This is a genomic window from Streptomyces sp. adm13(2018) (assembly GCF_008042145.1).
Taxonomy (GTDB): Bacteria; Actinomycetota; Actinomycetes; order Streptomycetales; family Streptomycetaceae; genus Streptomyces.
The window spans coordinates 410,920-435,469 of the sequence record NZ_RDBH01000141.1 but is presented as its reverse complement, the minus strand read 5'-3'; the positions used below and the strand labels follow the sequence as shown (position 1 = coordinate 435,469).

Below are 24,550 nucleotides of genomic sequence, written 5' to 3'. Positions count from 1 at the left end.
GGCGTTCACGTGGTCGTTGGGGTGCACCTCGCGGCCCTCGGGCAGCCGCTCGCTCGCCAGCGTGGCGATCACCTCGTTGGTGTTCATGTTGGACGAGGTGCCGGAGCCGGTCTGGAAGACGTCCACCGGGAAGTGCTCGTCCCAGCGTCCCTCGGCGACCTCGGGGCCGCTCCGGCGGGGGCGGCGGCGGTCATCGTGCCGAGCGCGGCGGCGGCCGCGGTGACGACGGCCATGGGCCACCGGAGTCTGTACCTGGTGCGCGTCATTGCGCCTCCTGGAAGTGGGGTTACCCACGGTTTTTACTGGCCGGTACCCCCGATGGGAATACATCGAACAAGACAAGTGCTCATCTTTTATAGGAGGTTGAGGAACATGAACGACACAGACCAGGCCGGCGGCCACCGGATCGAACACGACTCGATGGGCGAGGTGCGGGTGCCCGCGCACGCCAAGTGGCGGGCCCAGACCCAGCGGGCCGTGGAGAACTTCCCGGTCTCCGGGCAGCGCCTGGAGCGCGCCCACATCGAGGCCCTCGCCCTGATCAAGGCCGCCGCCGCCCGGGTCAACGCCGAGCTCGGCGTGATCGACGGGGACCGCGCCGAGGCGATCGCCTCCGCGGCCGCCGAGGTCGCCGAGGGACGCTGGGACGAGCACTTCCCGGTGGACGTCTTCCAGACCGGCTCCGGCACCTCGTCCAACATGAACACCAACGAGGTGATCGCCACGCTGGCGAGCGAGCGGCTGCCCGAGGGCCGCGAGGTGCACCCCAACGACCACGTGAACGCCTCGCAGTCCTCCAACGACGTCTTCCCGTCCTCCATCCACATCGCGGCCACCGGCGCGGTCACCCGCGACCTGATCCCGGCCCTGGAGCACCTGGCCGCCTCCCTCGGGCGAAAATCGGCCGAATTCGCGTCGGTGGTGAAGTCCGGCCGTACGCACCTCATGGACGCCACCCCGGTCACCCTCGGCCAGGAGTTCGGCGGCTACGCGGCGCAGGTCACGTACGGTGTCGAGCGGCTGCGGTCGGCGCTCCCCCGGCTCGCCGAACTCCCGCTGGGCGGTACGGCGGTGGGCACCGGCATCAACACGCCGGCCGGGTTCTCCGCGGCCGTCATCGCGGAGGTCGCCCGCACGACCGGCCTGCCGCTGACCGAGGCCCGCGACCACTTCGAGGCGCAGGGCGCCCGGGACGCCCTGGTGGAGACGTCCGGGCAGCTCCGGACGATCGCGGTCTCCCTCACCAAGATCTCCAACGATCTGCGCTGGATGGCCAGCGGCCCCCGCACCGGCCTCGCCGAGATCAACCTCCCGGACCTCCAGCCGGGCTCGTCGATCATGCCGGGCAAGGTCAACCCGGTGATCCCCGAGGCGGTCCTGATGGTCGCCGCGCAGGTGACCGGAAACGACACCACGGTGGCGGTGGCGGGCGCGGCCGGGAACTTCGAGCTCAACGTGATGCTCCCGGTGATGGCCAAGAACCTCCTGGAGTCCGTCCGGCTCCTCGCCAACGCGTCCCGGCTGCTCGCCGACCGCACGGTCGACGGGATCACGGCCAACGCCGAGCGGGCCCGCGAGTACGCCGAGTCCTCGCCGTCCGTGGTCACCCCGCTGAACAAGTACATCGGGTACGAGGAGGCCGCCAAGGTCGCGAAGAGGTCGCTGGCCGAGCGGAGGACCATCCGCGAGGTGGTGCTGGACTCCGGGTACGTGGAGCGCGGCGACCTGACCGTGGAGCAGCTGGACGAGGCCCTGGACGTGCTGCGGATGACCCGCCCGTGAGGGTCCCGCGCGCGTGTCCCGCGTAAACCGGTGACTCATCCGTGATCCAGGCCGCTGCGGGCGTGGGAGCGCGCCCCTAAGATCTGCGCATGACAGGATCGGTCGGCTCCCAGCATTGGGCGCCGGGGGAGCACATCCTCTGGCGCTACCGCGGCAACGGCACCGGAGAGGTGCACATCTGCCGGCCGGTGACGGTCGTGCAGGACACGCCCGATCTCCTCGCGGTCTGGATGGCCCCCGGCACCGAGTGCGTCCGCCCGGTCCTCGCCGACGGCACGCCCGTCCACGAGGAGCCGCTCGCCACCCGCTACACCGCGCCGCGCACCACGGAGCGCGCGCGGTGGTCCGGCAGCGGCGTCCTGATGCTGGCGAGACCCGGCGAGCCCTGGTCGGTGTGGCTGTTCTGGGAGCGCGGCTGGCGCTTCCGCAGCTGGTACGTGAACTTGGAGGAGCCCCGGGTCCGGTGGTCCGGCGGCTTCGACTCCGAGGACCACTTCCTCGACATCTCCGTCTACCCCGACCGCAGCTGGCTGTGGCGGGACGAGGACGAGTTCGCGCAGGCGCAGCGCTCCGGGCTGATGGGCCCTGAGCAGGCCGCCCTGGTGCGCGAGGCCGGGCGGCGGGCGGTGGACCGCATCAGGGCGTGGGGGGCGCCGTTCTCGGACGGCTGGGAGGACTGGCGGCCGGATCCGGGATGGCGCGTGCCGGAGCTGCCGGCCGACTGGGACCGCACTCCGGCGCACACGGCACCGTGAGACCCTTGATGCGCCCCCGGGGTTCAAACGTAGGATCGTCCTCCGCACGGCAGAGGCGGAGCGGACGGCACGTCAGACCGCCCGAGCGGCACACCAACGACCGAACGCAGCGCAGGACCTGACCAGAAGTCATCCACGAGGGGGAGAGCAGTGCCGGACGTCTGCCCGGGTGTTCCGACCCCCGCTGGTGCCGCCGCTCGCGAAGCCCGCAGATCCGTCGCGCACAAGGGGTTTAGCCCCGTCGAAGGCGCGGCATCGGCGAGAAGAGCGAGTGCATCGCACCACCGGCCCGGACGGACGGAACCCCACGCGTGACGGAGCATCCCACCTCCCACGAAGGCCGGCAGCCCCTGGCTGCCCGGCCGCAGGAACGCGCTCGCCCTCGCCAGGAGGCGGCCGCCGGCCTGCCCTCCGACGTGCCCGCACAGCCCGGCGGGCCGGTGGTCCCGGCCGCCGCCGGCCCCGTCGCGGACGCGCCCGCGCCTCCGCCGGCCGCCCTGCCCGGCGGTGCCGGGACGATGGCCCTCGCCGTGTCGGCGCAGCTCCCGGGCGGCGGCCGCGGCGGGGACACCGTCGCGCGGCGCGAGGGCGAGAAGCTCCGGTTCGTCGGGGCGGCGACCCGGCGGATCGCGCGCGGCATCGACCTGGACGAGATCGTGCTCGGCCTGTGCCGGGCGACCGTGCCGACCTTCTCCGACGAGATCCTGGTGTACCTCCGCGACCCGCTGCCGGTGGGCGACGAGCGGCCGGTGGCGCCGTTCGTGCTGCGGCTGCGCCGGACGGACCGGCTGCGGTTAAGCGATCTGGAGGGCGAGGAGCTCGTGCTCGTACCCGATCCGGATCCGACCCCCGCGGCCGAACTCTGCGAGGTGCGGTCCGGTGGGGCGCTGGCCGAGGTGCTGCGCGGGGTGCGGCCGGTGTTCGGCGACTCCGCGGCCGCCAAGACCGCGCTGACCGAGCTGCTCGGCCCGGACCATCCGCTGCCCGGCGGGCTGCGGGCGGTGCTCGCGCCGCTGCGCGGGCGGCGCCGGGTGATCGGCGCCGCCGTGTTCCTGCGGCGGCCGGAGCGGGCCGGTTTCGAGCCGAACGACCTGCTCGTCGCGGCGCAGTTGGCCACGCACACGGCGCTCGGCATCGACAAGGCCGTCCTGTACGGGCGTGAGGCGTACATCGCGGACGAGCTCCAGCGGACGATGCTGCCGGACTCGCTGCCGCAGCCGACCGGCGTCAAGCTCGCCTCGCGCTATCTGCCGGCGGCCGAGACGGCGCGGGTGGGCGGCGACTGGTACGACGCGATCCCGCTGCCCGGCAGCCGGGTGGCGCTGGTCGTCGGCGACGTCATGGGCCATTCGATGACCTCGGCGGCGATCATGGGCCAGCTGCGGACGACCGCGCAGACCCTGGCGGGGCTCGACCTGCCGCCGCAGGAGGTCCTGCACCATCTGGACGAGCAGGCGCAGCGGCTGGGCGAGAACCGGATGGCTACCTGCATGTACGCGGTGTACGACCCGGTCTCGCACCGGATCACCGTGGCGAACGCGGGCCATCCGCCGCCGATACTGCTGCATCTGGGCGGCCGTGCCGAGGTGCTGCGGGTGCCTCCGGGCGCCCCGATCGGGGTGGGCGGGGTGGACTTCGAGGCGGTCGAGCTGGACGCTCCGGCCGGTGCCACGCTGCTGCTGTACACGGACGGTCTGGTCGAGTCCCGGCTGCGGGACGTGTGGACCGGCATCGAGCAGCTGCGGGAGCGCCTCGCGGCGACGGCGCAGCTGACCGGGCCGGACCACTCGCCGCCGCTGGAGGCGCTCTGCGACGACGTCCTGGACATGCTGGGGCCCGGCGACCGGGACGACGACATCGCGCTGCTGGCGGCGCGGTTCGACGGGATCGCGCCGAGCGACGTGGCGTACTGGTTCCTGGATCCGGAGGACGCGGCTCCGGGGCGGGCCCGGCGGCTCGCCCGGCGGGCGCTCGCGCGCTGGGACCTGGAGGAGCTGACGGACTCGGTCGAACTGCTGATCAGCGAGGTGGTGACCAACGCCGTGCGGTACGCGGAGCGGCCGGTGACGCTGCGGCTGCTGCGGACGGACGTGCTGCGCTGCGAGGTCGGCGACGACTCGCCGCAGCTGCCGAGGCAGCGGCGGGCGCGGGACACCGACGAGGGCGGGCGCGGCCTGTTCCTGGTGAACCGGCTGGCGCGGCGGTGGGGGGCGACCCGGCTCTCGGGCGGCAAGGTCGTCTGGTTCGAACTGGCCACGCCGAGCCACTCGTAGCGGCGTCGGGCCGTTCGTAGCCCCTGACAACATGCGGAAGGGCCGGGCCCCCTCGGGGGTCCGGCCCTTCCGTGTCGTGCGTGCCCCGGCGCGCTATCGCCGCGGGCCGTCGGTGTCCTCGCTGGCGCCCGGGTCGGGCGGTTCGATGGACGGCGGCGGGGACGGCTCGTCGGTGACCGGCGGGGCCGTCGTGGGCTCCGGCGGCGTCGTGGCCGGGTCGCGCGTCGGCTCGGCCGGCGTGGTGGCCGTGGAGGTCGGCGGGGGCGTCGGGTCCGGGGACCGCGTCGTCGGCTCCTCCGTGGGCTCCTCGGTCGGCTTCTCGGTGGGCTCGGTGCTGCCGGTGGGCGTCGGGTCCGGGCCGATGTCGCCCGCGCCCTCGGTCTCCAGGTCGAAGGAGGCGTCGGAGCCGCCGTTGAGGGCGCGCTCGGTGTAGTCGCCCCAGATCTGGGCCGGCGTGCGGCCGCCGTTGGCGCGGCCCTGGTTGATGGTGTTGGTGAGGGTGACCTGGTTGCCCTTGGCGTCCTCGCCGAAGAGTCCGACGGCGGTGACGAGTTCGGGGGTGTAGCCGACGAACCAGGCGGAACGGTTGTTCTCGGAGGTGCCGGTCTTGCCGGCGGCCTCGTAGTCGCCGGCGGCACGGAAGCCGGAGCCGTTCTGGACGACGCCCGTCATGGCCTTGGTGACGGTGTCGGCGGCCTTGCGGCTGATGACCTGCCCGCCGATGCCCTTGGCGGGGGAGAGCGTGCGGTCCCGGTGCGCGGCGGCCTTCACGAGGGTCGGGGTGACCTTCTTGCCGTGGTTGTCGAGGGTGGCGTAGACACCGGCCATATCCATCGTGGAGGCGCCCATGGTGCCGAGGGACATGGCGGGGGTCGCGCCGAAGTCCGCGCCGTCCTTCATGCCGAGGGCGAGGGCGGTCTCCTTGGTGCGGCCGGCGCCGACGTCGACGATCATCTGCGCGAAGACGGAGTTGATCGAGCTGTTGGTGCCCCTCTGGACGGTGACGGGGCCGTAGCTCCGGTTGTCCTCGTTCTCCGGGGCGAAGGGGATGTCGCTGCCGACGACCGGGCGCTTGCTGGTGCCGTCGTAGACCGTGCCGAGGGCGATCTCGCGTCCGTCCTGGGTGACGGAGCGGTTGTCGAGGGCGGAGGCGAGGACGATCGGCTTGAAGGTGGAGGCGGGCTGGTAGTCGCGGCGGGTCGCGTTGGACGTCCAGTGCTCGGTGGCGCCGACGCCGCCGTACAGGGCGACGACGTCGCCGGTCCTGGGGTCGACGGAGGTGGCGCCCGCCTGGACGGTGGCGTCCTTCTTGTCGCCCTTGCGGTCGAGCTTGGCCTCCAGCTGCCGGTCGACGGCCTTGACGAGGGCCTTCTGCCGCTTCTCGTCGATGGAGAGGGTGATGGTCCAGCCGCCGGCCTTGATGTCCTCCTCGCTGACGCCCTGGCGCATCAGCTCCTGGTTGGCGGCCTCGACGATGTAGCCGGTCTGGCCCTCCATGCCGGGGAGCGGCCTGGGCTTCTGCGGGACGGGGAACTTCATGCCGGCCCGCTCGGACGGGGAGAGCCAGCCCTCGCCGACCATGTTGTCGAGGACGTAGTTCCAGCGCTCCTCGACGAGCTTGCGGCCGGTGCTGCTGGCGGAGGTCCAGTCGTACTGGTTGGGCGCCTGGAGCAGGGAGGCGAGGTAGGCGCCCTGGGCGGTGGTGAGGCGGGTGGCGTCGACGCCGTAGTACGAGCGGGCCGCCGCCTGTATGCCGTAGGCGCTGCGGCCGTAGTAGCTGGTGTTCATGTACCCGGCGAGGATCTCGCTCTTGGTCGACTGCCGGTCGACCTTGATGGCGATGACCATCTCCTTGAGCTTGCGCGTCGCGGTCTGGTCCTGGCTCAGGTAGAAGTTCTTGACGTACTGCTGGGTGATGGTGGAACCACCCTGCTTGCCCTTGCCGGTGACGGTGGACCAGGCGGCGCGCGTGGTGCCCTTGATGTCGACGCCGTTGTCCTTGTAGAAGGTCTTGTTCTCCGCGGCGACGAAGGCCTTCTGGACCTGTGCGGGGATCCGGTCGAGGCCGACGATCTCGCGGTTGATCCGGCCGGTGCGGGCGAGGACCTTGCCGTTGGAGTACTTGTAGATGTTGCTCTGCATCGTCGCCTCGGCGTTGGCCGTCGGCACCGGGACCATGAGGTAGACGACGTACAGGGCGCCCATGACGAGCAGGCAGAGCACGAAGAAGGTGCCCAGGAGCTTCTTCCAGGTGAAGAGGCGGCGCAGGCCGCGTTTCTTCGCCTTGCTCTTGTCCGGTCCGCCCATGTGTCGTGTCGCTCCGCTCGTCGTGTGTCCCGGCGTGCCTCGGCCCGTGTCCCCGCGCCGGATCGGGTCAGCTAGCCAGCTAACACCGACGATGCAGACAAAGGACAACCGATCACGCCTTTTCCGGACGTGAGAATCAGCACCCATGCCCAGAGGAACCGACGCTCGGACGGGGCCGATGGTTGCGTGAGGGGATGGTTCCGCTTTGTGGCGGGGTCTTTCCGGCATGTGACGGGCAGCTATACATCGAGGGTATACACCCCGTGTACAGTGACGCCCATGTCCATCGGTCACACCCTCCTGGGACTCCTGGAGTCCGGCCCGCGCCACGGTTACGACCTCAAGCGCGCCTTCGACGAGAAGTTCGGCCACGACCGGCCGCTGCACTACGGCCAGGTCTACTCGACCATGTCCCGGCTCCTGAAGAACGGCCTCGTCGTCGTCGACGGCATCGAGGCGGGCGGCGGCCCGGAGCGGAAGCGGTACGCCATCACCGAGGCGGGCATCACCGATGTCGCCCAGTGGCTGGCCACCCCCGAGAAGCCCGAGCCGTACCTCCAGTCGACGCTCTACACCAAGGTCGTCCTGGCCCTGCTCACCGGCCGCGGCGCCGCCGGGCTCCTCGACACCCAGCGCGCCGAGCACCTGCGCCTGATGCGCGAGCTGACCCGGCGCAAGCGGGACGGCGACCTCGCCGACCAGCTCATCTGCGACCACGCCCTCTTCCACCTGGAGGCGGACCTGCGCTGGCTGGAGCTGACCGCCGCCCGCCTCGACCGGCTCGCCGAGGAGGTCCGCCGATGAGCTCCACCCCGCTCCTCACGGCCACCGGCCTCGACAAGGCGTACGGCCCCACCACGGCACTGGCCGGCGCCTCCTTCGCGCTCCGGGCCGGCGAGGTCGTGGCCGTCATGGGGCCCTCGGGCTCCGGCAAGTCGACCCTGCTGCACTGCCTCGCCGGGATCGTGCGCCCCGACGCGGGCACCATCACCTACGACGGACGCGAGCTGACCGCCCTGTCCGACACGGCCCGCAGCTCCCTGCGCCGCACCGACTTCGGCTTCGTCTTCCAGTTCGGCCAGCTCGTCCCCGAGCTGACCTGCGTGGAGAACGTGGCCCTCCCCCTCCGCCTCAACGGCGAGAAGCGCAGGTCCGCCGAGGCACGGGCCACCGAGTGGCTGGCCCGCCTGGAGGTCGACGACACCGCGCACAAGCGCCCCGGCGAGATATCCGGCGGCCAGGGCCAGCGCGTCGCCGTCGCCCGCGCGCTCGTCACCGCCCCGCGGGTGATCTTCGCGGACGAGCCGACCGGCGCCCTCGACTCCCTCAACGGCGAGCGGGTCATGCGGCTCCTCACCGACGCCTCCCGGGACACCGGCGCCGCCGTCGTCCTCGTCACCCACGAGGCCCGCGTCGCCGCCTACTCGGACCGCGAGATCGTCGTACGCGACGGTGCCGTGCGCGACGCGGAGTGGGCGGCATGACGCTCCGCACCCGGCTCCGCGACCTGGCGCTCGGCGCGCGGTTCTCGGTCGCCGGAGGCCGCTCGGGCCGCCTGCGCACCCTGCTGACCGCGACCGGGGTCGGCTTCGGCGTGGCCCTGCTGCTGCTCGCCGCCTCCCTGCCGAACATGCTCTTCCAGCGGGAGGTCCGCGAGTCCGTCCGCGCCGTCGACGGCAGCGGAACGGTGGACGCGCCGCGCCCCGACTCCTTCCTCCACCTCGGCAGGACCACGGTCTACCGCGACGACATCGTCAGCGGCCTGCTGCTGCGACCGGAGGGCGACCGCCCGCCGGTCCCACCGGGCGCGGCGGCGTTCCCCGCGCGCGGCGAGATGCTGGTCTCCCCCGCGCTCCGCGAGCTGCTCGACTCCCCCGAGGGCGCCCTCCTCAGGGAACGCCTCCCCTACCGGATCGGCGGGACCATCGGGCCGGCCGGCCTCATCGGCCCCGCCGAGCTGCGGTACGTCGCCCACGTCGGCTTCCTCACCACCGACAACTTCGACGGGCGCGGCGTCCGCTACGGCTGGTCGGTGCCCGAGGAGCCGATGAACGCGTTCCTGATCCTGCTCGTCGTCGTCGCCTGCGTCGTCCTGCTGCTGCCGGTGCTGGTCTTCATCGCCACCGCCGTCCGCTTCGGCGGGGAGCAGCGCGACCGGCGCCTCGCGGCGCTCCGTCTGGTCGGCGCCGACACCGCCATGATCCGGCGGATCGCGGCCGGCGAGTCCCTCGCGGGCTCGCTGCTCGGGCTCCTCGTGGGCCTCGGACTGTTCGCGGTGGCCCGCCGGTTCGCCGGGGCGTTCACCATCTGGGACGTCAACGCCTATCCCGGCGACGTCGTGCCGATGCCCGCGCTCGCCGCGCTCGCCCTCGTCGCCGTCCCGGTCTCCTCCGTGGTGGTCACCCTCTTCGCCATGCGCGGGGTGATCGTCGAGCCGCTCGGGGTGGTCCGGACCTCCACCCCCCGCCGCCGGCGCCTCTGGTGGCGCCTGCTGCTCCTCGCGGCGGGCGCGGCCCTCCTCGTCCCGCTCCGGGGCGAGGTGCAGGTGACCGAGGCGAGCATCGACACCGTGGGTGTGGCGGCCGGCACCACCCTCGCCCTGATCGGCCTGACGACGCTGCTCCCGTGGCTCGTGGAGGCCGGGGTGAAGCGGCTGCACGCGGGCCCGGTGGCCTGGCAGCTGGCCGTCCGGCGGCTCCAGCTGAGCAGCGGCACGGCGGCCCGCGCCGTCAGCGGCATCGTCGTCGCGGCCACGGGGGCGATCGCGCTCCAGATGCTCTTCCAGGCGATGGAGAACGACTTCACCCAGGGCACGGGCCAGGACGTGTCCCGCGCGGCGATCGTCGTCGGGGTCGACGCCGGGTCGGCCGGCGCGGCACGGGAGACGATCGCCCGGTTCGAGCGGACCGAGGGCGTCCGGGACGTCGTGGGCATCGTCGAGTCGCACGTGTGGCGGTCCGGCCCCCTCGGCAAGGGCGAGGAGTACACCCCGATGAGCTCGCTCAGGGTCGGCGACTGCGCCTCCCTCGCCGAGTTCGCCAGGCTGCCCTCCTGCAAGGACGGGGACGTGTTCGTCCTCCTGGCGCACGGCGCCCAGGGCTCCCCGCCCGACTCCTTCGTCACCAGGGCGGTACGGCCCGGCGCCCTGGTCGCGCTGCGTGACCCTCACCCGAGCGCGCCGCAGCGCGCCGAGGGCGGCCCGCCGCCGCAGTGGCGCATCCCCGCCACGGCGCGGGTCGTGGACTCCCGCCCCGACCCGACGGGGATGCACCAGTACGGGGTCCTCGCCACCCCGTCGGCGATCGACGCCGCCCGGCTCGACGCTCCCGACGCCCAGACCATGGTCCGGCTCGATCCCGCCGTGCCCGACGCCGCCGACCACGTGCGGAACACGGCGGAGAAGATCGACCCGACGTCCTGGGTCCGCACCCTCGCGGAGACCGAGCGGGACGCCGCGTTCGGCAGCGTCCGCACCGGCATCCTGGTCGGCTCCACCCTGACGATGCTGCTGGTGGCGGCCTCCCTGCTGGTCGCGACCCTGGAGCAGCTCAGGGACCGCAGGCGGCTGCTCTCCTCGCTGGTCGCCTTCGGCACCCGGCGCTCGACCCTGAGCTGGTCGGTGCTCTGGCAGACGGCGGTGCCGATCACCGTCGGCCTGATCCTGTCCGTCGTGGGCGGGACCGGCCTGGGGGTCGTCCTGCTGGCGATGGGCGGTCAGCGGGTCCAGGACTGGTGGGTCTTCCTGCCCGTCGTCGGGATCGGTCTCGGCCTGATCGCGGCCGTGACGCTGCTGAGCATGCCCTTCCTGTGGCGCCTGATGCGGGCGGACGGGCTGCGCACGGAGTAACCCTCCGGGCGGATGTACGAGAAGGGCGGCGGTTCCTGACACCGGGGGGTCTCAGGAGCCGCCGCCCGCCGCGCCCGGGGGTTTCAAAGAGCCGCCGCCCTCCCCGTACCGGCCCTCAGGACCCGCCGTCGACCGCCCTCCCCGTACCGGCCCTCAGGACCCGCCGTCCAGCACCCGTACCGGCAGTCCGCGCATCGCGCCCCGCAGTTCCGCCGCGAGTTCCTCGAACTCGGCGTGCCGGGCCGCGCCCGTCCGCATCGCGAGGGCGATCCGCCGGGCGGGCGCCGGTTCGGTGAAGAGCCCGGTCCACAGGGCGTTGTTGCGGGCGGTCTCGACCGTGACCGCGGTGCGCGGAAGCAGGGTCACCCCCAGCCCCCCGGCCACCAGCTGCACCAGGGTGGAGAGCCCCGCCGCGGTGGTGGTGACCTCGGCGCCGTCCGCGCGCCCGGCCTCGCGGCAGATGTCGAGCGCCTGGTCGCGCAGGCAGTGCCCCTCGTCGAGGAGCAGCAGGCGCAGTTCCCTGAGGGCCTCGCGCGGGATGTCGTCCCGGCCGGCCAGCGGGTGGCCCTGCGGGGTGACCAGGACGAAGTCCTCGTCGAAGAGCGGCAGTTCGGTGACCCCGGGGACGCCGAGGGGTACGGCGAGCAGCAGCAGGTCGAGCCGTCCGGCCGCCAGCCCCTCCAGCAGGGAGGAGGTCTGCTCCTCGTGGACCTGGAGGTCGAGGTCCGGGTAGCGGCGGTGGACCAGCCGCAGCACCGTCGGCAGCAGGTAGGGGGCGACCGTCGGGATCACCCCGAGCCGCAGCACCCCGGTGAACGGGGCCTGGGCCGCCTCCGCCTCCTCCATCAGCTCCGACACCGCGTCGAGGACCCCCCGGGCGCGGACGGCGAGCCGCTCCCCCGCCGGCGAGAGCAGCACCTTCCGCGTCGTACGCTCGAGGAGCTGGACACCGAGTGCCTCTTCGAGTGCCGAAACCGCGCCCGAGAGGGCGGGCTGGCTCATCCCGATGGCGGCGGCCGCGTCGCGGAAGTGCAGGTGCTCGGCCACCGCCGCGAAGGCTCTGAGCTGGGACAGGCTGGGTTGTTTCACACGTCGTGCCGGGATCACTGATAACCACCTTCGATCAACACGACCCACTCTAGCTATTTCACTGATCAATGCACTCCGTGCCATGCTGTGAGCCGTCCAACCCCCACGGAAGACCTCAAAAGGGACCCTTCCCGTTCGCAAGGAGAGCGCGTGCTCACTGTCGGTGACAAGTTCCCCACCTACGACCTGACCGCCTGCGTGTCGCTGGAGAGCGGCAAGGAGTTCGAGCAGATCGACCACAAGGCCTACGAGGGCAAGTGGCGCGTGGTGTTCTTCTGGCCGAAGGACTTCACCTTCGTCTGCCCCACCGAGATCGCCGCGTTCGGCAAGCTGAACGACGAGTTCGCGGACCGCGACGCCCAGATCCTCGGCGTCTCCGGCGACTCCGAGTTCGTCCACCACGCCTGGCGCAAGGACCACGCCGACCTGCGTGACCTGCCCTTCCCGATGCTGGCCGACTCGAAGCACGAGCTCATGAGCGACTGCGGCGTCCGCGGCTCGGACGGCTTCGCGCAGCGCGCCGTCTTCATCGTCGACCCGAACAACGAGATCCAGTTCACCATGGTGACCGCCGGCTCCGTCGGCCGTAACCCCAAGGAGGTCCTGCGGGTCCTCGACGCCCTGCAGACCGACGAGCTGTGCCCCTGCAACTGGAACAAGGGCGAGGGCACCCTCGACGCCGCCGCGCTCCTGTCGGGCGAGTGATCTGACATGGCTCTCGACGAACTGAAGTCCGCTATACCGGACTTCGCCAAGGACCTGAAGCTGAACCTCGGTTCGGTCATCGGCAACAGCGAGCTGCCCCAGCAGCAGCTCTGGGGCACCGTCCTCGCCTGCGCGATCGCCTCGCGCTCGCCGAAGGTCCTCAGGGAGCTGGAGCCCGAGGCCCAGGCCAACCTGAAGCCCGAGGCGTACCAGGCGGCCAAGTCCGCCGCCGCGATCATGGCGATGAACAACGTCTTCTACCGGACCCGGCACCTGCTGTCGGACCCCGAGTACGGGACGATGCGCGCCGGTCTGCGGATGAACGTCATCGGCAACCCGGGCGTCGAGAAGGTCGACTTCGAGCTGTGGTCGCTGGCGGTGTCCGCGATCAACGGCTGCGGCCAGTGCCTCGACTCGCACGAGCAGGTCCTGCGCCAGGCCGGTGTCGACCGCGCCACGATCCAGGAGGCCGTCAAGATCGCCGCGGTGATCCAGGCGGTCGGCGTCACCCTTGACGCGGAAGCGGTCCTCGCCTCCGCCGAATAGGGCGTCACGGTACGGAGAAGGGCCCCGGGGCTGCGTGCCCCGGGGCCCTTTCGCCGTGTCCGGGGGATCATGCCCCCGGCGCGGTCACGTCCTGCGCGGAGTGCTTCTTGAGCCGGGCCATGAGGGCGAGCGCGTCCTGGGACATCGGGACGTCGATCCCGGACAGGTCGGGCTCCTCGACGGCGCCGCGGACCGGATTCCCGTTCTCGTCGTGGGGAACCTGCCAGAACAGCTGCAACGTGATCTCGGCCTGGCCGTCGAGGACCCGGAGCGTCCCGCCCTGCCCGCTCGAGTCGTCGAACCAGGCCTGCTCGCCGATCCCGTCGATCCTCCGCAGGGCACCGGCCTGCCGGGCCCTGGCCTCGAACTCGTGCCCGGGGTCGATCACCTTGTGCAGGGTGTACGTCACCTCGACGGTCTGACCGGCGTTCTCCGGGCCGAAGCCGGCCGAGCAGGTGCCCTCGCTGACCGCCGGGTCGTCCATCAGCGGTCCGTAGCCGTCCACGGACCGCTTGCCCAGGATCGTGCCCAGCGCCTTGAGCTCCGCGCGCTTGCAGAGTTCCATCTCGCCCGCCGCGGGCAGGTACCCGCCGAGGTCCGGACCCGGCTCCTCGCGCTGCGCGGAGGCGTAGAGGACCCCGCCCCACACCGCCGAGGCCAGCACCGCGCCGCCGACCGCCCACAGCCACGGACGGCGGGGGCCCGGCGCGCGCCGGGGCTTCTCCTCCGTCAGCACCTCGGAGCTCTCGTACGACAGGTCCCCGTCGAGTTCGGGCTCCGAGATCACGGACGCTGCTCCCCCTGGTCCGCGGCCTCGTCCGCGGCCTTCTCCGCCTTGTCCGCGGCCTTGTTCGCGAGCGTCCCGGGGGCCGGGGTCGGCGCCACCTCGTGGGCGGTCGCCCCACGGGGCTCCGGGGCGCTACGGAGGGCCTGCTCCCTGCTGTACGCGCGGAGGTAGCCGACCACCGTGTTGACGACGGCGACCAGCGGGACCGCGGCCACGGCGCCGCCGATGCCGGCGGTCAGGCCGCCGGCCGCGACCGCGAGGACGACGGCCAGCGGGTGGACCCGCACCGCACGCCCGAGGATGAAGGGCTGGAGGACGTGGCCCTCGATCTGCTGCACGGCGAGGACGACGACGAGCACCATGAGCGCGGTGAACGGGCCGTTGGTGACCAGGGCGACGACGACGGCGAGGGCGCCGGAGACGACCGCGCCGACCAGCGGGATGAACGCGAAGAGGAAGATGAAGACGGCCAGCGGCACGGCCATCGGCACTTCGAGGAACCAGAGCCCGAGACCGATGAAGACCGCGTCGATGAGGGCGACCAGCACCGTGCCGCGCACATAGGCGGTGAGGGTGCGCCAGGCGCGCGGCCCCGCGCCGGCGACGCCGGGCCGGGCCTGGGCGGGCACCAGCTTGAGCGTCCACTCCCAGACCTTCCGCCCGTCGTACAGCAGGAAGAGCGTCGAGAACATGGCGAGCAGGATGCCGGTCATCGCCTCGACGAAGACGGCGACGCCCTGGAGTCCCACGGAGGTGATCTGCTCGGCGTTGGCGCCGATGGTGTCGCTGAGGTTCTTCGCGATCTCGTTGATCTGGCGCTCGGTCACGTGGAACGGGCTGTCCAGCGCCCAGCGCTTGAGCTCGTCGATGCCGTCCGTGACCTGGCCGGTCAGGTTGTCGATGTTGTCCATCACCTGCCACACCACGAACCAGCCGACCAGGCCCATCACCACGAAGCCGGAGACGGCGGTCACGGCGGTCGCGAGCCCGCGGGGCAGCCCCCGTCTGCGCAGCATGGCCACGGTGGGCTGGAGCAGGGCGGTGATGAGCAGCGCGGCGACGAAGGCGAGGACGACCAGCTGGACGGAGCTGATCACCTTCATCAGCACCCAGACGGTCCCGGCGAAGACGAGCAGGCGCCAGCTGGCCTCGGCGGCGACCCGCATGCCCCACGGGATCGAGGCGACGGGGTCGGGCCGGGCGGCGACGTCGGGGTACGAGGGGGGTGCGGGCACGGAGGCCGGGGCGCCCGGGTCCGAGAGGGGCGCGGCGGTGTCCGGATCGGTGTCCGGGTCCGCGGTCCCGGTGCGGGTGCCGCCCGCGGAGGCCCCGACGGCTTTTCGCCGCGGCTGCGGTTCCTCGTACGACGGGTCCAGCGGATCGTCGCGTTCCGCCTCGGCCCGCCGCTCGTCGAGGCGTTCACCCATGCGGCTCAGGCTCGCGCCCAGCCGTCCCAGCCACCCTGGCACTCTCGACATCGCTTCCTCTTCCCCCCGCTCGCTTTTCTCCACTCGTTCCCCACCGTTCCCCCGGGAATCCGTGGAGTTGTGAAACTACACGCGGGAGCCCCCCACCGTAGGACGGTGGGGGGCTCCCGGACGTTGAGCGCGCCGTTCTAGTACCAGCGGTGGGACTGCCAGAACGACCAGGCGCCGCAGGGGCTGCCGTAGCGGCTGTTCATGTAGTTCAGGCCCCACTTGATCTGGGTGGCCGGGTTGGTCTGCCAGTCGGCGCCCGCGCTGGCCATCTTGTTGCCCGGGAGTGCCTGGACGAGACCGTAGGCGCCCGAACCCGGGTTGGTGGCCTTGTAGTTCCAGGTGGACTCGTGGTCCACGATGTTGCTGAAGCACTGGAACTGCCCGGCCGGGATCATCTGGCGGGCGATCGCCTTGACCTCGGACACGGAGTACGAGCCCTGCGCGCTGAAGGACGCGGCGTCGCGGACGGCGGACCGGTTGGCGCGCTCCTCGGCCTCCTTGCGCTCCTTCGCGGCCTTCTCCTCGGCGGCGACCTTGTCGGCCGCCTCCTTCTTCGCCTCGGCGTCCTTGGCGGCGCGGAGACGGGCCGTCTCCTCCGCGGACTTCTTGGCGAGGGAGTCGGCAGCGGCGGCCTGGACGTCGGCCTGCTCCGAGAGGGACGAGACCTGTACCTGGGCCTGTTCGCCCACGGGGATGTCCGCGAGCAGCGTGGTGTCGGCCGCGGTGGCCTCGAAGTTGTCGTCCGAGGACTGAGCGGCGTTACCCGACGCAACGCCCATGACGGCGCCGACGGTGGTGACCGCAGTGGCCGAAGCCACCGCGAATCCCCGGACCGAGATCCGGCTCACACGGTTTCCTTCCAGCACGCCCGCACAGGTGACCACGCGGCCGAAATCGTGCCCCTGGCGCTGGTCTTCGACGTACACGGTCACAGAAGACACGGGCCCGTGGTGCTGTGGGCGGCATACGGCGAACGACTGTGGAGTTATGTGGTGCTGGTGCGCCTGAAGGTGCACGGGTGCCGTATGCGGGGCCTGACGGAAGCAAGACTCTGCCGGACGGCGACACCGCAAGGCAATTCTGCGTTGCGTGTGAAAGCTCACACCTGGGTGGCGGCAGGTGTTTTCGAGGATTGGGCGGACATGGGGGCGCCGCCCGGCTAAGCTCCTGCGCTCTGCCGGGCGGCGCCAACTTCCGTACGGGTACGGACCCATACGAATCGGGTCAGATCTGACCGTCCTCCAGCATCTCCGTGACGAGCGCCGCGATCTGGGAGCGCTCGGAGCGGGTGAGGGTGACGTGGGCGAAGAGCGGATGCCCCTTCAGTTTCTCGACCACGGCGACGACTCCGTCGTACCGGCCGACCCTGAGGTTGTCGCGCTGGGCGACGTCATGGGTCAGAACGACCCGCGAATTCGCCCCGATCCGGGACAGAACGGTCAACAGGACGTTCCGCTCCAGGGACTGGGCCTCGTCCACGATGACGAACGCGTCGTGGAGCGAACGGCCGCGGATGTGGGTGAGCGGCAGGACCTCCAGCATTCCGCGGCCGAGGACCTCCTCCACCACCTCACGGCTCGCGACCGAGGACAGCGTGTCGAAGACGGCCTGAGCCCAGGGGCTCATCTTCTCCGCCTCGCTGCCCGGCAGGTAGCCGAGCTCCTGGCCGCCGACCGCGTACAGCGGACGGAAGACCATCACCTTCTGGTGCTGACGGCGCTCCAGGACCGCCTCCAGGCCCGCGCAGAGCGCGAGCGCGGACTTTCCGGTGCCGGCCCGTCCGCCCATGGAGAGGATGCCGACGTCCGGGTCGAGGAGGAGGTCCAGCGCGATCCGCTGCTCGGCGCTGCGGCCGCGGAGCCCGAAGGCCTCCCGGTCGCCGCGGACCAGCCGCACGTTCCCCTCGGCGGTGACCCGGCCGAGCGCCTTGCCCCGCTCGGACTGGAGAACCAGCCCGGTGTGGACCGGAAGCTCCGCGGCCTCCGGCACGTACAGCGACTCCTGGTCGTAGAGCAGGTCGACCTGCTCGCCGGAGAGCGCCAGCTCGGACATCCCGGTCCAGCCGTTGGCGTCCGTGATGGCCAGCTCGGCCCGGTACTCCTCGGCGAGGAGTCCGACCGAGGAGGCCTTGATGCGCAGCGGCAGGTCCTTGGAGACGACCGTGACGTCGTACCCCTCCGCCTGGAGGTTGCGCGCGACCGCGAGGATCCGTGAGTCGTTGTCCCCCAACCTGTAGCCGGCGGGCAGGATGCCGGGGTCGGAATGGTTGAGTTCGACACGCAGGGTGCCGCCCAGGTCTCCCACGGGGAGCGGGGCGTCGAGGCGTCCGTACCGGATCCGGAAGTCGTCCAGGAGGCGCAGGGCCTGCCGGGCGAAGTAGCCGAGCTCGGGATGGTGCCGCTTGGCCTCAAGCTCCGTCACCACGACGATCGGGAGCACGACCTCGTGCTCCTCGAAGCGCGACATGGCGTTGGGGTCGGCCAGCAGGACGCTGGTGTCGAGAACATAGGTGCGCCGGTCGGAAAGGCGGCGCTTCGTGCTGGTCACCACGGATGGACAGACCCCCTTGGAAGACCCCTGTGAGGTCGGGGTGCGACGGAACCGGTGTCGCTGCGGATTGGGACCGGGTTCGGGCCGCCGTGCACGGGCCGAACCACGGCCCTCCGCTTCTCCCGTACGTGTCCCGCACGGTCGTCCTGGTGCAAGGGGCCTCCCGGGTGGCGGTCTCCGTGCCGCTCACTTCACCAGGGATATGCCCTCGAACGGGCTCCGCCATGCCAGGGCACATGACGACGTGTTCGTGAACACGAGGTGATCGGTTCCGACCGGGTCCACGGGCCCCGCCGGGCCCGTCCGGATCCGGGGATCAGGTCCCGTAGCGCCGGTGCCGCGCGGCGTAGTCGCGCAACGCCCGCAGGAAGTCGACCTTGCGGAAGGCCGGCCAGTGGACCTCGCAGAAGTAGTACTCCGAATGGGCGCTCTGCCACAGCATGAACCCGGACAGCCGCTGCTCGCCGCTGGTGCGGATCACCAGGTCCGGGTCGGGCTGGCCGCGGGTGTAGAGGTGCTCCGAGATGTGCTCGACGTCGACGATCTCGGCGAGCTCCTCGAAGCTCGTGCCGCGCTCCGCGTGCTCCAGGAGCAGCGAGCGGACCGCGTCCGCGATCTCCTGCCGGCCGCCGTAGCCCACGGCCACGTTCACGAGTATCCCCGTGTTGTCGTGGGTGGACTGCTCGGCCTCCTTGAGCACCGACTGGGTACGGGCGGGCAGCAGGTCCATCGTGCCGACGTGGTGGACGCGCCAGCGGCCGTCGGCGGCCAGCGCGCGCACGGCGTTCTCGATGATGCCGAGCAGCGGGACGAGCTGCTCCTCGGGCCGGTTCAGGTTGTCCGTGGAGAGCATCCAGAGCGTGACGACCTCGACGTCCGTCTCGGCGCACCAGCCGAGCAGCTCCTGGATCTTGTCCGCGCCGGCCTTGTGGCCCTGCTCGGGCGTCCCGCCGGAGGCCTTGGCCCAGCGGCGGTTCCCGTCGAGGATGACCCCGATGTGCTTGGGCACCTGGTCATGGTCGAGGCGGCCTTCCACCCGGCGTGCGTAGAGCCCGTACACCAGGTCGCGCAGGTTCACTGTTCTTTACCTCTCCATGCAGCGGCAGGCCCGCCGTACCGCGGCGGTCCGCAAGCCGCCACACTACTGCGCACGGGCGACAGGCTCCCAGCCCGGGACGGTCACAAGTCCGTGATAAGCAGAGATACGTGACTGATTCCCCCCTGTACCGCGCCGCAGCGGACCGCTACGACTCCATGGAGTACCGCCGTTCGGGCCGCAGCGGTCTCAAGCTCCCCGCCATCTCCCTCGGCCTCTGGCACAACTTCGGCGACGACCGCGCCCTCGACACCCAGCGCGCGATCCTGCGCCGGGCCTTCGACCTCGGCGTCACCCACTTCGACCTGGCGAACAACTACGGGCCGCCGCCCGGCTCCGCCGAGCTGAACTTCGGCAAGCTCTTCGCCCAGGACTTCGCGCCCTACCGCGACGAGCTGATCATCTCCACCAAGGCCGGGTACGAGATGCACCCCGGCCCGTACGGCGAGTGGGGCTCCCGCAAGTACCTGCTGTCCTCGCTCGACGCCTCCCTGAACCGGATGGGCCTCGACCACGTCGACATCTTCTACTCGCACCGCTTCGACCCGCACACCCCGCTGGAGGAGACGATGGGGGCCCTGGCCTCCGCCGTCCAGCAGGGCAAGGCGCTCTACGTGGGGGTCTCCTCCTACAACAGCGAGCAGACCGCCGAGGCCGCGCGGATCCTCAACGAGATGGGCGTCCGTCCGCTCATCCACCAGCCCTCGTACTCCATGATCAACCGGTGGACCGAGGAGGACGGCCTCCTCGACACCCTGGAGACGGCCGGGATGGGCTGCATCTCCTTCGTGCCGCTGGCGCAGGGGCTGCTCACCGACAAGTACCTGAAGGGCATCCCGGAGGGCTCGCGGGCCACCCAGGGCAAGTCCCTCGACCCGAACCTGCTCTCCGACGAGGTGCTGCGGCGGCTGCACGGCCTCGCGGAGATCGCGGGCCGGCGCGGGCAGTCGCTGGCGCAGCTGGCGCTGTCGTGGGTGCTGCGCGACGAGCGGATGACCTCGGCGCTGATCGGCGCGTCCAGCGTCGCCCAGCTGGAGGAGAACGTGGCCGCCCTCGCGGCCGCGCCGCTGACCGCCGACGAGCTGGTGGAGATCGACTCCTTCGCCGTGGACACCCAGGGCACGAACATCTGGGCCGGGCGGGGCTGACGCCTCCCCGGTGACGGGACGGCCCCGAGGGGATCCGGGGCGGGCCCTGCCGGTGTCCGGGCGCGGGTCCCGGCCGGTGTCCGGGGCAAGAAAAACGGGCCGGTCCGTGGGGGGGATACGGACCGGCCCGAGGGGGGGTTTCCACCATAACCCTTCGTTAGTCGTCTTGCGCGCCACGAACGCCGAACGAACCCCGGCGAATTCCCCGGATCCCAGTCGGGACAAGGGATTCTGGCCCTCGTGGCGGGTTTGCGCCCCGGCGCGGCGGCGGACTTCCGTCCCTCCCACGAGGGACCGCCCGGACCGGGCGCCGCGTTGACGTAACGACCGCCGCGGAGCGGCCCCGGGCGGCCACCGGGCCCTCAGGGCAGCGCGGTGAACGCGCCGAGGAGGAGCCCCAGCAGCCCGCCCGCGAGCATGAAGGGCCCGAACGGGATCGCCGCGGAGCGGTCGGCGCGGCGCAGGACCATGAGCCCGATCCCGTACACCGACCCCAGCAGGAACCCGGCGAAGGCCCCGAAGAACAGGACGTCCCAGCCGTACCACCCGAGGGCCGCGCCCAGCGGCATCGCCAGCTTGGCGTCGCCGAGCCCGAAACCGTCGCGGTTGATCTCGTGGAGCAGCCGGTAGGCGCCGCCGAGGACGAGCGCGCCGAGCACGCTGTGGATCCAGGAGCCCATGGCGTACGGGAGGAGTGCGGCGAGCCCCAGGAGCAGCGGCACGGCGGCCGCCAGCGGCAGGGTGAGGACGTCGGGAAGCCGGCCCACGCGCGCGTCGACGCTGGCGAGGACGACGGCGAAGGGCGCGCCGAGCAGCCAGACCGCGAGCTCGGGCCGGGGGCCGCCGGTGGCGGCGGCCAGCGCGGCGCAGGCCAGCGCGGTCAGCAGGGGCGCGGTGAAGGGCCCGCCGGGCGTCGCGCAGTCCTGCCGTCCCGGCCCGCCGAGCCAGCCGCGCGCGGGCCCCGCGAGCGCGTGCCCGGCGGGGCAGCGGTCCCGCCACGGCTCCTCGGGTGCCACGGAGAGCCGGTACGCGGCGCGCGGCACGAGCAGCCCGACGGCGGCGCCCCAGAGGGCGGCGAGGGTGATCGTCGTGACGTACACGGACCGACCCTAGGGGCGGTGGACCGCTACGGTCTGGCGCATGGGGAAATGGGCGGACGGCACGGGGACGCTGACGGTCGGTTCCGGGGCGCCGGTGGGGCTGGAGGTGGCGGCCTCGTACCGGGCACGGCGGCGGGGGCTGCTGGGACGGGACGGGATCGCGGGGGCGATGCTCATCGTGCGGACGAACAGCGTCCACACCTTCGGGATGCGGTTCCCGATCGACGTGGCGTATCTCGACGGCTCGTTCACGGTCCGGTCCGTCGTCACGATGCGGCCGGGACGGCTCGGGATGATCCGGCCGCGCGGTCGGCACGTCCTGGAGGCGGAGGCGGGCGCGATGGCCGGCTGGGGGCTGCGGCCGGGGGTACGCGTGCGCGTGGAGACGGCCGGCGGCGTCACGGCGGGCCCGGCCCCAGGAGCGTGAAGGCCCCGTACCCGGCGGAGGCGAGGGCGAGCCCGGCGAGCACCGGGACGGCGGTCCTGACCCGAAGCCGAGCGAGGGCCGCGGCGGGCGGGAGCAGCAGTCCGAACGCGGGCATCATCAGTCGCGGCCGGGAGCCGAAGTACGCGGCGCCGACCAGGGAGACGCCCACCACCCCGACCGTGTAGACGAGCAGCGGCAGCGGCTGTCGCTGCCGCACGCAGAGGACGACCAGCCGGCCGAGCAGCGCCAGTGCCGCGCAGAGGCCGAGGGCCGCGGGCCAGGGCAGACCGGCGATGAACCGGGCGAGGGCGACCCCGCCGTCGATGGAGTTGCCCCAGGCGGCCTGGACCTCGAAGTAGGCGGTGGCGCTGTTCTGGCGGACGCCGACGTACGCGATGTACCCGAGCCAGCCGAGCGGCGCGATCAGGACTCCGAGGAGCGTCCGCGCGGGCAGCCGCCGGTCCCGTACGAGTGCCGTGAGGGCGGTCACCCCGAGGGCGGCGATCAGCGCGACGGCCGTCGGACGGGTGAGCCCGGCGGCCGCGCACAGGACGCCGGCCAGGATCCAGCGCCCGCGCAGGACCGCGAGGAGCGACCAGGCGGCCAGGGCGGTGAACAGCGTCTCCGTGTACGCCATCGACTGGACGAACGCGGTCGGGTACACGCCCCAGAGGACGGCGAGCAGCACGCCGGTCCGGGGACCGAAGGCGTGCTCCCCGCAGCGGTGGATGCCCCAGGCGGCGGCGAGCCCGGCGGTCCAGGAGACGAGCAGCCCGGCACCGGCCGCGTCCAGCGGGAGGACGGCGGAGAGCCCGCGCTCCAGGGCCGGGAAGAGCGGGAAGAACGCCAGGTCGGGGTGGACGTCCCCGTTCGGCAGGGTGGACTGGTACCCGTAGCCGTTCTCGGCTATCCGCACGTACCAGACGGAGTCCCAGCGGCCCTTGAGCCGGTGCAGCCCGTCCTCGCCGGTGGCGGCGGAGGCGATCGCCAGGACCACGAGGCCGACCAGGCGGGTGAGGGCGTACCCGCCGACGGCGAGGACCGCGGGGTCGAGGGTGCGGAAGCGGCTGGTGAGACCGGCGGCGCGGCTGGGACGGGTGAGGGCGGGCGGGGACTGCGGGGACATGCGTCCGATTATCCCGGCGGTGCGGAGGGCTCAGCCCCGCGGCCTTATGCGGACGAACTTCGCGGCCATGACCGGACCGAGCTGCTGGACGATGGCGTGCCCCGGCTCGTGCGGCGAGGGCAGGTCGCCGAGGAAGGAGGTGACGATCACCTCGTCGACGCCCAGGACGCCGCGACAGCTCTGCTCCTCCAGGAAGGCGAGGGTGTGGCGCCAGTCGGTCGCGCACGGGGACTCGCCGAGGAAGGAGCGGACGGTGTCCTGGACGACGTCCCAGAAGAACACGTGCGGCTGCACGCCGCCCTGATGGAAGAGGTGGTTCTCGTACACGTCCCGGAACTCGGGGATCCGGGAGACGAGATCGCTGACCAACTGCGCGCTCTGGGCGCTCTGCACGGTCTGGGTGCGGTGTGTGCTCAGCGGTCTCCGCGCGGTCTGCGGACTCGGGGCCGCGCCCGGGGTGTCGCCCGTCGTCGTCATCCGTCCAGAATGCTCCTGCCCGGCGGGCTTGTCCCGCCCCCTTTGCGCTTTCCTGACGACGGCTTTCGGCAGGTTTTCCACAGGGGGTGCGAAGTGTCCCTCTTCCGTGGATCGTTGGGCGTATGTACGAGTTGGCGATCCTCGCGCGGGGCGGGGTCCTCCTGACGGTCTGGGCGCTCGCGGCGGGCTGGCCGCCGGGGCGGCTGGCCGGCCTGCTGCGCCGGGACGGCTGGCAGCGGATCTGCCGGGGCGCGTGGGCGGCCCCGGGCAAGGAGGTGGACTGGCGGGTGCGGGCGACGGCGCTCCAGCTCCAGCGCCCGGAGTGGGTGTGCAGCCACGGGACGGCGGCGCGGCTGCACCGCATCGAGCGGCTGGGAGCAGGAGTGGGCGTGGGAGTGGGCGTGGAGCCACTGGAGTTCACCGCCCGGGCGCCGTGTCGCTCGACGGCCGGCCCGGGGGTGGGCGGCGGGACACCGGTGCGCGTCCACGGTACGAGGTTCCTCACCGCGGCGGACCGGTCACTGCGGCGCGGCCTGCGGACCACGACACCGGCGCGGACGGTCGGCGACCTGATACGGGCGGCGGGCAGCCGGGAGGAGGCCGTGGTGGTCGCCGACTCGGCCCTCGCGCGCCGGGCGGTCGAGGGGGTCCGGCGCGAGGCGCTCGTCCGGTACGAGGAGCTCACCGCCGAACTCGCGGCGCCACGGCGCGGAMCGCCCCGCGCCCGCGGCTGGCTGCGGCTGGCCGAGCCGTCCTCGGGCTCCCCGGCGGAGACGGTGGCGAGGCTGCGGATGGGGGACGCGGGCCTCTTCCCCGAGTCCCAGCCGGTCCTGCGGCCGGCCTCGGGCCCGCCGCTGCGCCCCGACTTCCTGTTCCGCGCGGAGGGCGTGGCCGTGGAGGTCGAGGGCTACGCGTTCCACGGCACCCGCCGGGCCCACGAGCGGGACGCGGCCCGCTTCAACGCGCTGCAGTCCTGCCGCGAGGTGCGCCGGGTGCTGCGGTTCACGGCGGGCGAGGTCTTCCGCCGCCCCGACCGAGTGACGGCGGTGATCAGGGC

Annotated in this window: 21 protein-coding genes and 1 pseudogene; 11 read left to right on the top strand and 11 right to left on the bottom strand. The window is 72.4% G+C overall.

The genetic code is table 11. The annotated features are described in order from the left end of the window. Nucleotides 1-138: pseudogene (locus EAO70_RS38220) on the bottom strand (lyase family protein); the annotation flags it as partial. A gap of 234 nt (nucleotides 139-372) precedes the next feature. Between EAO70_RS38220 and EAO70_RS30075 the strand changes: the two are divergent. The 3 genes from EAO70_RS30075 (at nucleotide 373) to EAO70_RS30065 (ending at nucleotide 4,810) form a co-directional block, all read left to right on the top strand. Then, nucleotides 373-1,782 carry a class II fumarate hydratase gene (locus EAO70_RS30075; protein WP_148005995.1) on the top strand — a complete coding sequence of 470 codons (1,410 nt, stop codon included), beginning with the start codon at nucleotides 373-375 and terminating at the stop codon, nucleotides 1,780-1,782. Nucleotides 1,783-1,871: 89 nt separating this feature from the next. After that, the gene (locus EAO70_RS30070; RefSeq protein ID WP_148005994.1) at nucleotides 1,872-2,537 is read left to right on the top strand and encodes a DUF402 domain-containing protein; all 666 of its coding nucleotides are present in this window, start codon (nucleotides 1,872-1,874) and stop codon (nucleotides 2,535-2,537) included. A 311-nt stretch (nucleotides 2,538-2,848) separates the two neighbouring features. Next, complete coding sequence (locus EAO70_RS30065; RefSeq protein WP_148005993.1) at nucleotides 2,849-4,810, top strand: ATP-binding SpoIIE family protein phosphatase; 1,962 nt, start codon at nucleotides 2,849-2,851, stop codon at nucleotides 4,808-4,810. A 93-nt stretch (nucleotides 4,811-4,903) separates the two neighbouring features. Here the strand turns inward: EAO70_RS30065 and EAO70_RS30060 are convergent, their stop codons facing one another. Next, on the bottom strand, nucleotides 4,904-7,117 hold the full coding sequence (locus EAO70_RS30060; RefSeq protein ID WP_148005992.1) for a transglycosylase domain-containing protein: 2,214 nt from the start codon (nucleotides 7,115-7,117) through the stop codon (nucleotides 4,904-4,906). 279 nt (nucleotides 7,118-7,396) lie between these two features. Between EAO70_RS30060 and EAO70_RS30055 the strand changes: the two genes are divergently transcribed. The 3 genes from EAO70_RS30055 to EAO70_RS30045 are packed head-to-tail and all read left to right on the top strand — an operon-like array spanning nucleotide 7,397 to nucleotide 10,964. Then, nucleotides 7,397-7,921: a PadR family transcriptional regulator gene (locus EAO70_RS30055; RefSeq protein ID WP_148005991.1), complete on the top strand. Its 525-nt coding sequence runs from the start codon at nucleotides 7,397-7,399 to the stop codon at nucleotides 7,919-7,921. Beyond that, entirely contained in the window at nucleotides 7,918-8,601 is a 684-nt protein-coding gene (locus EAO70_RS30050) for an ABC transporter ATP-binding protein (protein ID WP_148005990.1), read from the top strand. The genes EAO70_RS30055 and EAO70_RS30050 overlap by 4 nt, the downstream gene beginning before the upstream one ends. Further along, on the top strand, nucleotides 8,598-10,964 hold the full coding sequence (locus EAO70_RS30045) for an FtsX-like permease family protein (protein WP_148005989.1): 2,367 nt from the start codon (nucleotides 8,598-8,600) through the stop codon (nucleotides 10,962-10,964). The genes EAO70_RS30050 and EAO70_RS30045 overlap by 4 nt, the downstream gene beginning before the upstream one ends. A gap of 153 nt (nucleotides 10,965-11,117) precedes the next feature. Here the strand turns inward: EAO70_RS30045 and EAO70_RS30040 are convergent, their stop codons facing one another. Next, nucleotides 11,118-12,053, bottom strand: a complete 936-nt coding sequence (locus EAO70_RS30040; protein WP_261993118.1) for a LysR substrate-binding domain-containing protein — start codon at nucleotides 12,051-12,053, stop codon at nucleotides 11,118-11,120. A 150-nt stretch (nucleotides 12,054-12,203) separates the two neighbouring features. On the opposite strand from EAO70_RS30040, the gene EAO70_RS30035 reads away from it, so the two are divergent. After that, entirely contained in the window at nucleotides 12,204-12,758 is a 555-nt protein-coding gene (locus tag EAO70_RS30035) for a peroxiredoxin (RefSeq protein WP_148005987.1), read from the top strand. Between the two features lie 6 nt (nucleotides 12,759-12,764). Then, nucleotides 12,765-13,304, top strand: coding sequence for an alkyl hydroperoxide reductase (locus EAO70_RS30030; RefSeq protein WP_148005986.1), 540 nt, complete (start codon nucleotides 12,765-12,767; stop codon nucleotides 13,302-13,304). A 67-nt stretch (nucleotides 13,305-13,371) separates the two neighbouring features. On the opposite strand, the gene EAO70_RS30025 is transcribed toward EAO70_RS30030, so the two are convergent. The 5 genes from EAO70_RS30025 to EAO70_RS30005 form a co-directional block, all read right to left on the bottom strand. Continuing rightward, nucleotides 13,372-14,091 (bottom strand): hypothetical protein, encoded by a 720-nt coding sequence (locus EAO70_RS30025; protein WP_148005985.1) that lies wholly within the window; start codon nucleotides 14,089-14,091, stop codon nucleotides 13,372-13,374. Next, a complete protein-coding gene (locus EAO70_RS30020; RefSeq protein WP_148005984.1) occupies nucleotides 14,088-15,569 on the bottom strand; it encodes an AI-2E family transporter in 1,482 nt (493 codons plus the stop codon). The genes EAO70_RS30025 and EAO70_RS30020 overlap by 4 nt, the downstream gene beginning before the upstream one ends. A gap of 137 nt (nucleotides 15,570-15,706) precedes the next feature. After that, nucleotides 15,707-16,417, bottom strand: a complete 711-nt coding sequence (locus EAO70_RS30015) for a transglycosylase SLT domain-containing protein (RefSeq protein WP_148006590.1) — start codon at nucleotides 16,415-16,417, stop codon at nucleotides 15,707-15,709. 376 nt (nucleotides 16,418-16,793) lie between these two features. Beyond that, the gene (locus EAO70_RS30010) at nucleotides 16,794-18,119 is read right to left on the bottom strand and encodes a PhoH family protein (RefSeq protein WP_148005983.1); all 1,326 of its coding nucleotides are present in this window, start codon (nucleotides 18,117-18,119) and stop codon (nucleotides 16,794-16,796) included. Nucleotides 18,120-18,435: 316 nt separating this feature from the next. Further along, nucleotides 18,436-19,197, bottom strand: a complete 762-nt coding sequence (locus EAO70_RS30005; RefSeq protein ID WP_073909796.1) for an isoprenyl transferase — start codon at nucleotides 19,195-19,197, stop codon at nucleotides 18,436-18,438. A 128-nt stretch (nucleotides 19,198-19,325) separates the two neighbouring features. On the opposite strand from EAO70_RS30005, the gene mgrA reads away from it, so the two are divergent. Next, on the top strand, nucleotides 19,326-20,363 hold the full coding sequence (gene mgrA, locus EAO70_RS30000) for an L-glyceraldehyde 3-phosphate reductase (RefSeq protein WP_148005982.1): 1,038 nt from the start codon (nucleotides 19,326-19,328) through the stop codon (nucleotides 20,361-20,363). A gap of 362 nt (nucleotides 20,364-20,725) precedes the next feature. Here the strand turns inward: mgrA and EAO70_RS29995 are convergent, their stop codons facing one another. Continuing rightward, nucleotides 20,726-21,463, bottom strand: a complete 738-nt coding sequence (locus EAO70_RS29995; RefSeq protein WP_148005981.1) for a prepilin peptidase — start codon at nucleotides 21,461-21,463, stop codon at nucleotides 20,726-20,728. A 40-nt stretch (nucleotides 21,464-21,503) separates the two neighbouring features. Here EAO70_RS29995 and EAO70_RS29990 point away from each other — a divergent pair, with 40 nt between their 5' ends. Then, nucleotides 21,504-21,890 (top strand): DUF192 domain-containing protein, encoded by a 387-nt coding sequence (locus EAO70_RS29990; protein ID WP_148005980.1) that lies wholly within the window; start codon nucleotides 21,504-21,506, stop codon nucleotides 21,888-21,890. Here EAO70_RS29990 and EAO70_RS29985 read toward each other — a convergent pair. Together EAO70_RS29985 and EAO70_RS29980 are read right to left on the bottom strand one after the other, a co-directional pair. Further along, on the bottom strand, nucleotides 21,862-23,016 hold the full coding sequence (locus EAO70_RS29985) for a glycosyltransferase family 39 protein (RefSeq protein WP_148005979.1): 1,155 nt from the start codon (nucleotides 23,014-23,016) through the stop codon (nucleotides 21,862-21,864). The two genes, EAO70_RS29990 and EAO70_RS29985, sit on opposite strands and share 29 nt — an antisense overlap. A 30-nt stretch (nucleotides 23,017-23,046) precedes the next feature. Further along, complete coding sequence (locus EAO70_RS29980) at nucleotides 23,047-23,493, bottom strand: hypothetical protein (RefSeq protein ID WP_261993117.1); 447 nt, start codon at nucleotides 23,491-23,493, stop codon at nucleotides 23,047-23,049. A gap of 122 nt (nucleotides 23,494-23,615) precedes the next feature. On the opposite strand from EAO70_RS29980, the gene EAO70_RS29975 reads away from it, so the two are divergent. Then, a partial coding sequence (locus EAO70_RS29975; protein ID WP_148006589.1) for a hypothetical protein occupies nucleotides 23,616-24,550 on the top strand: 935 nt, incomplete at its 3' end.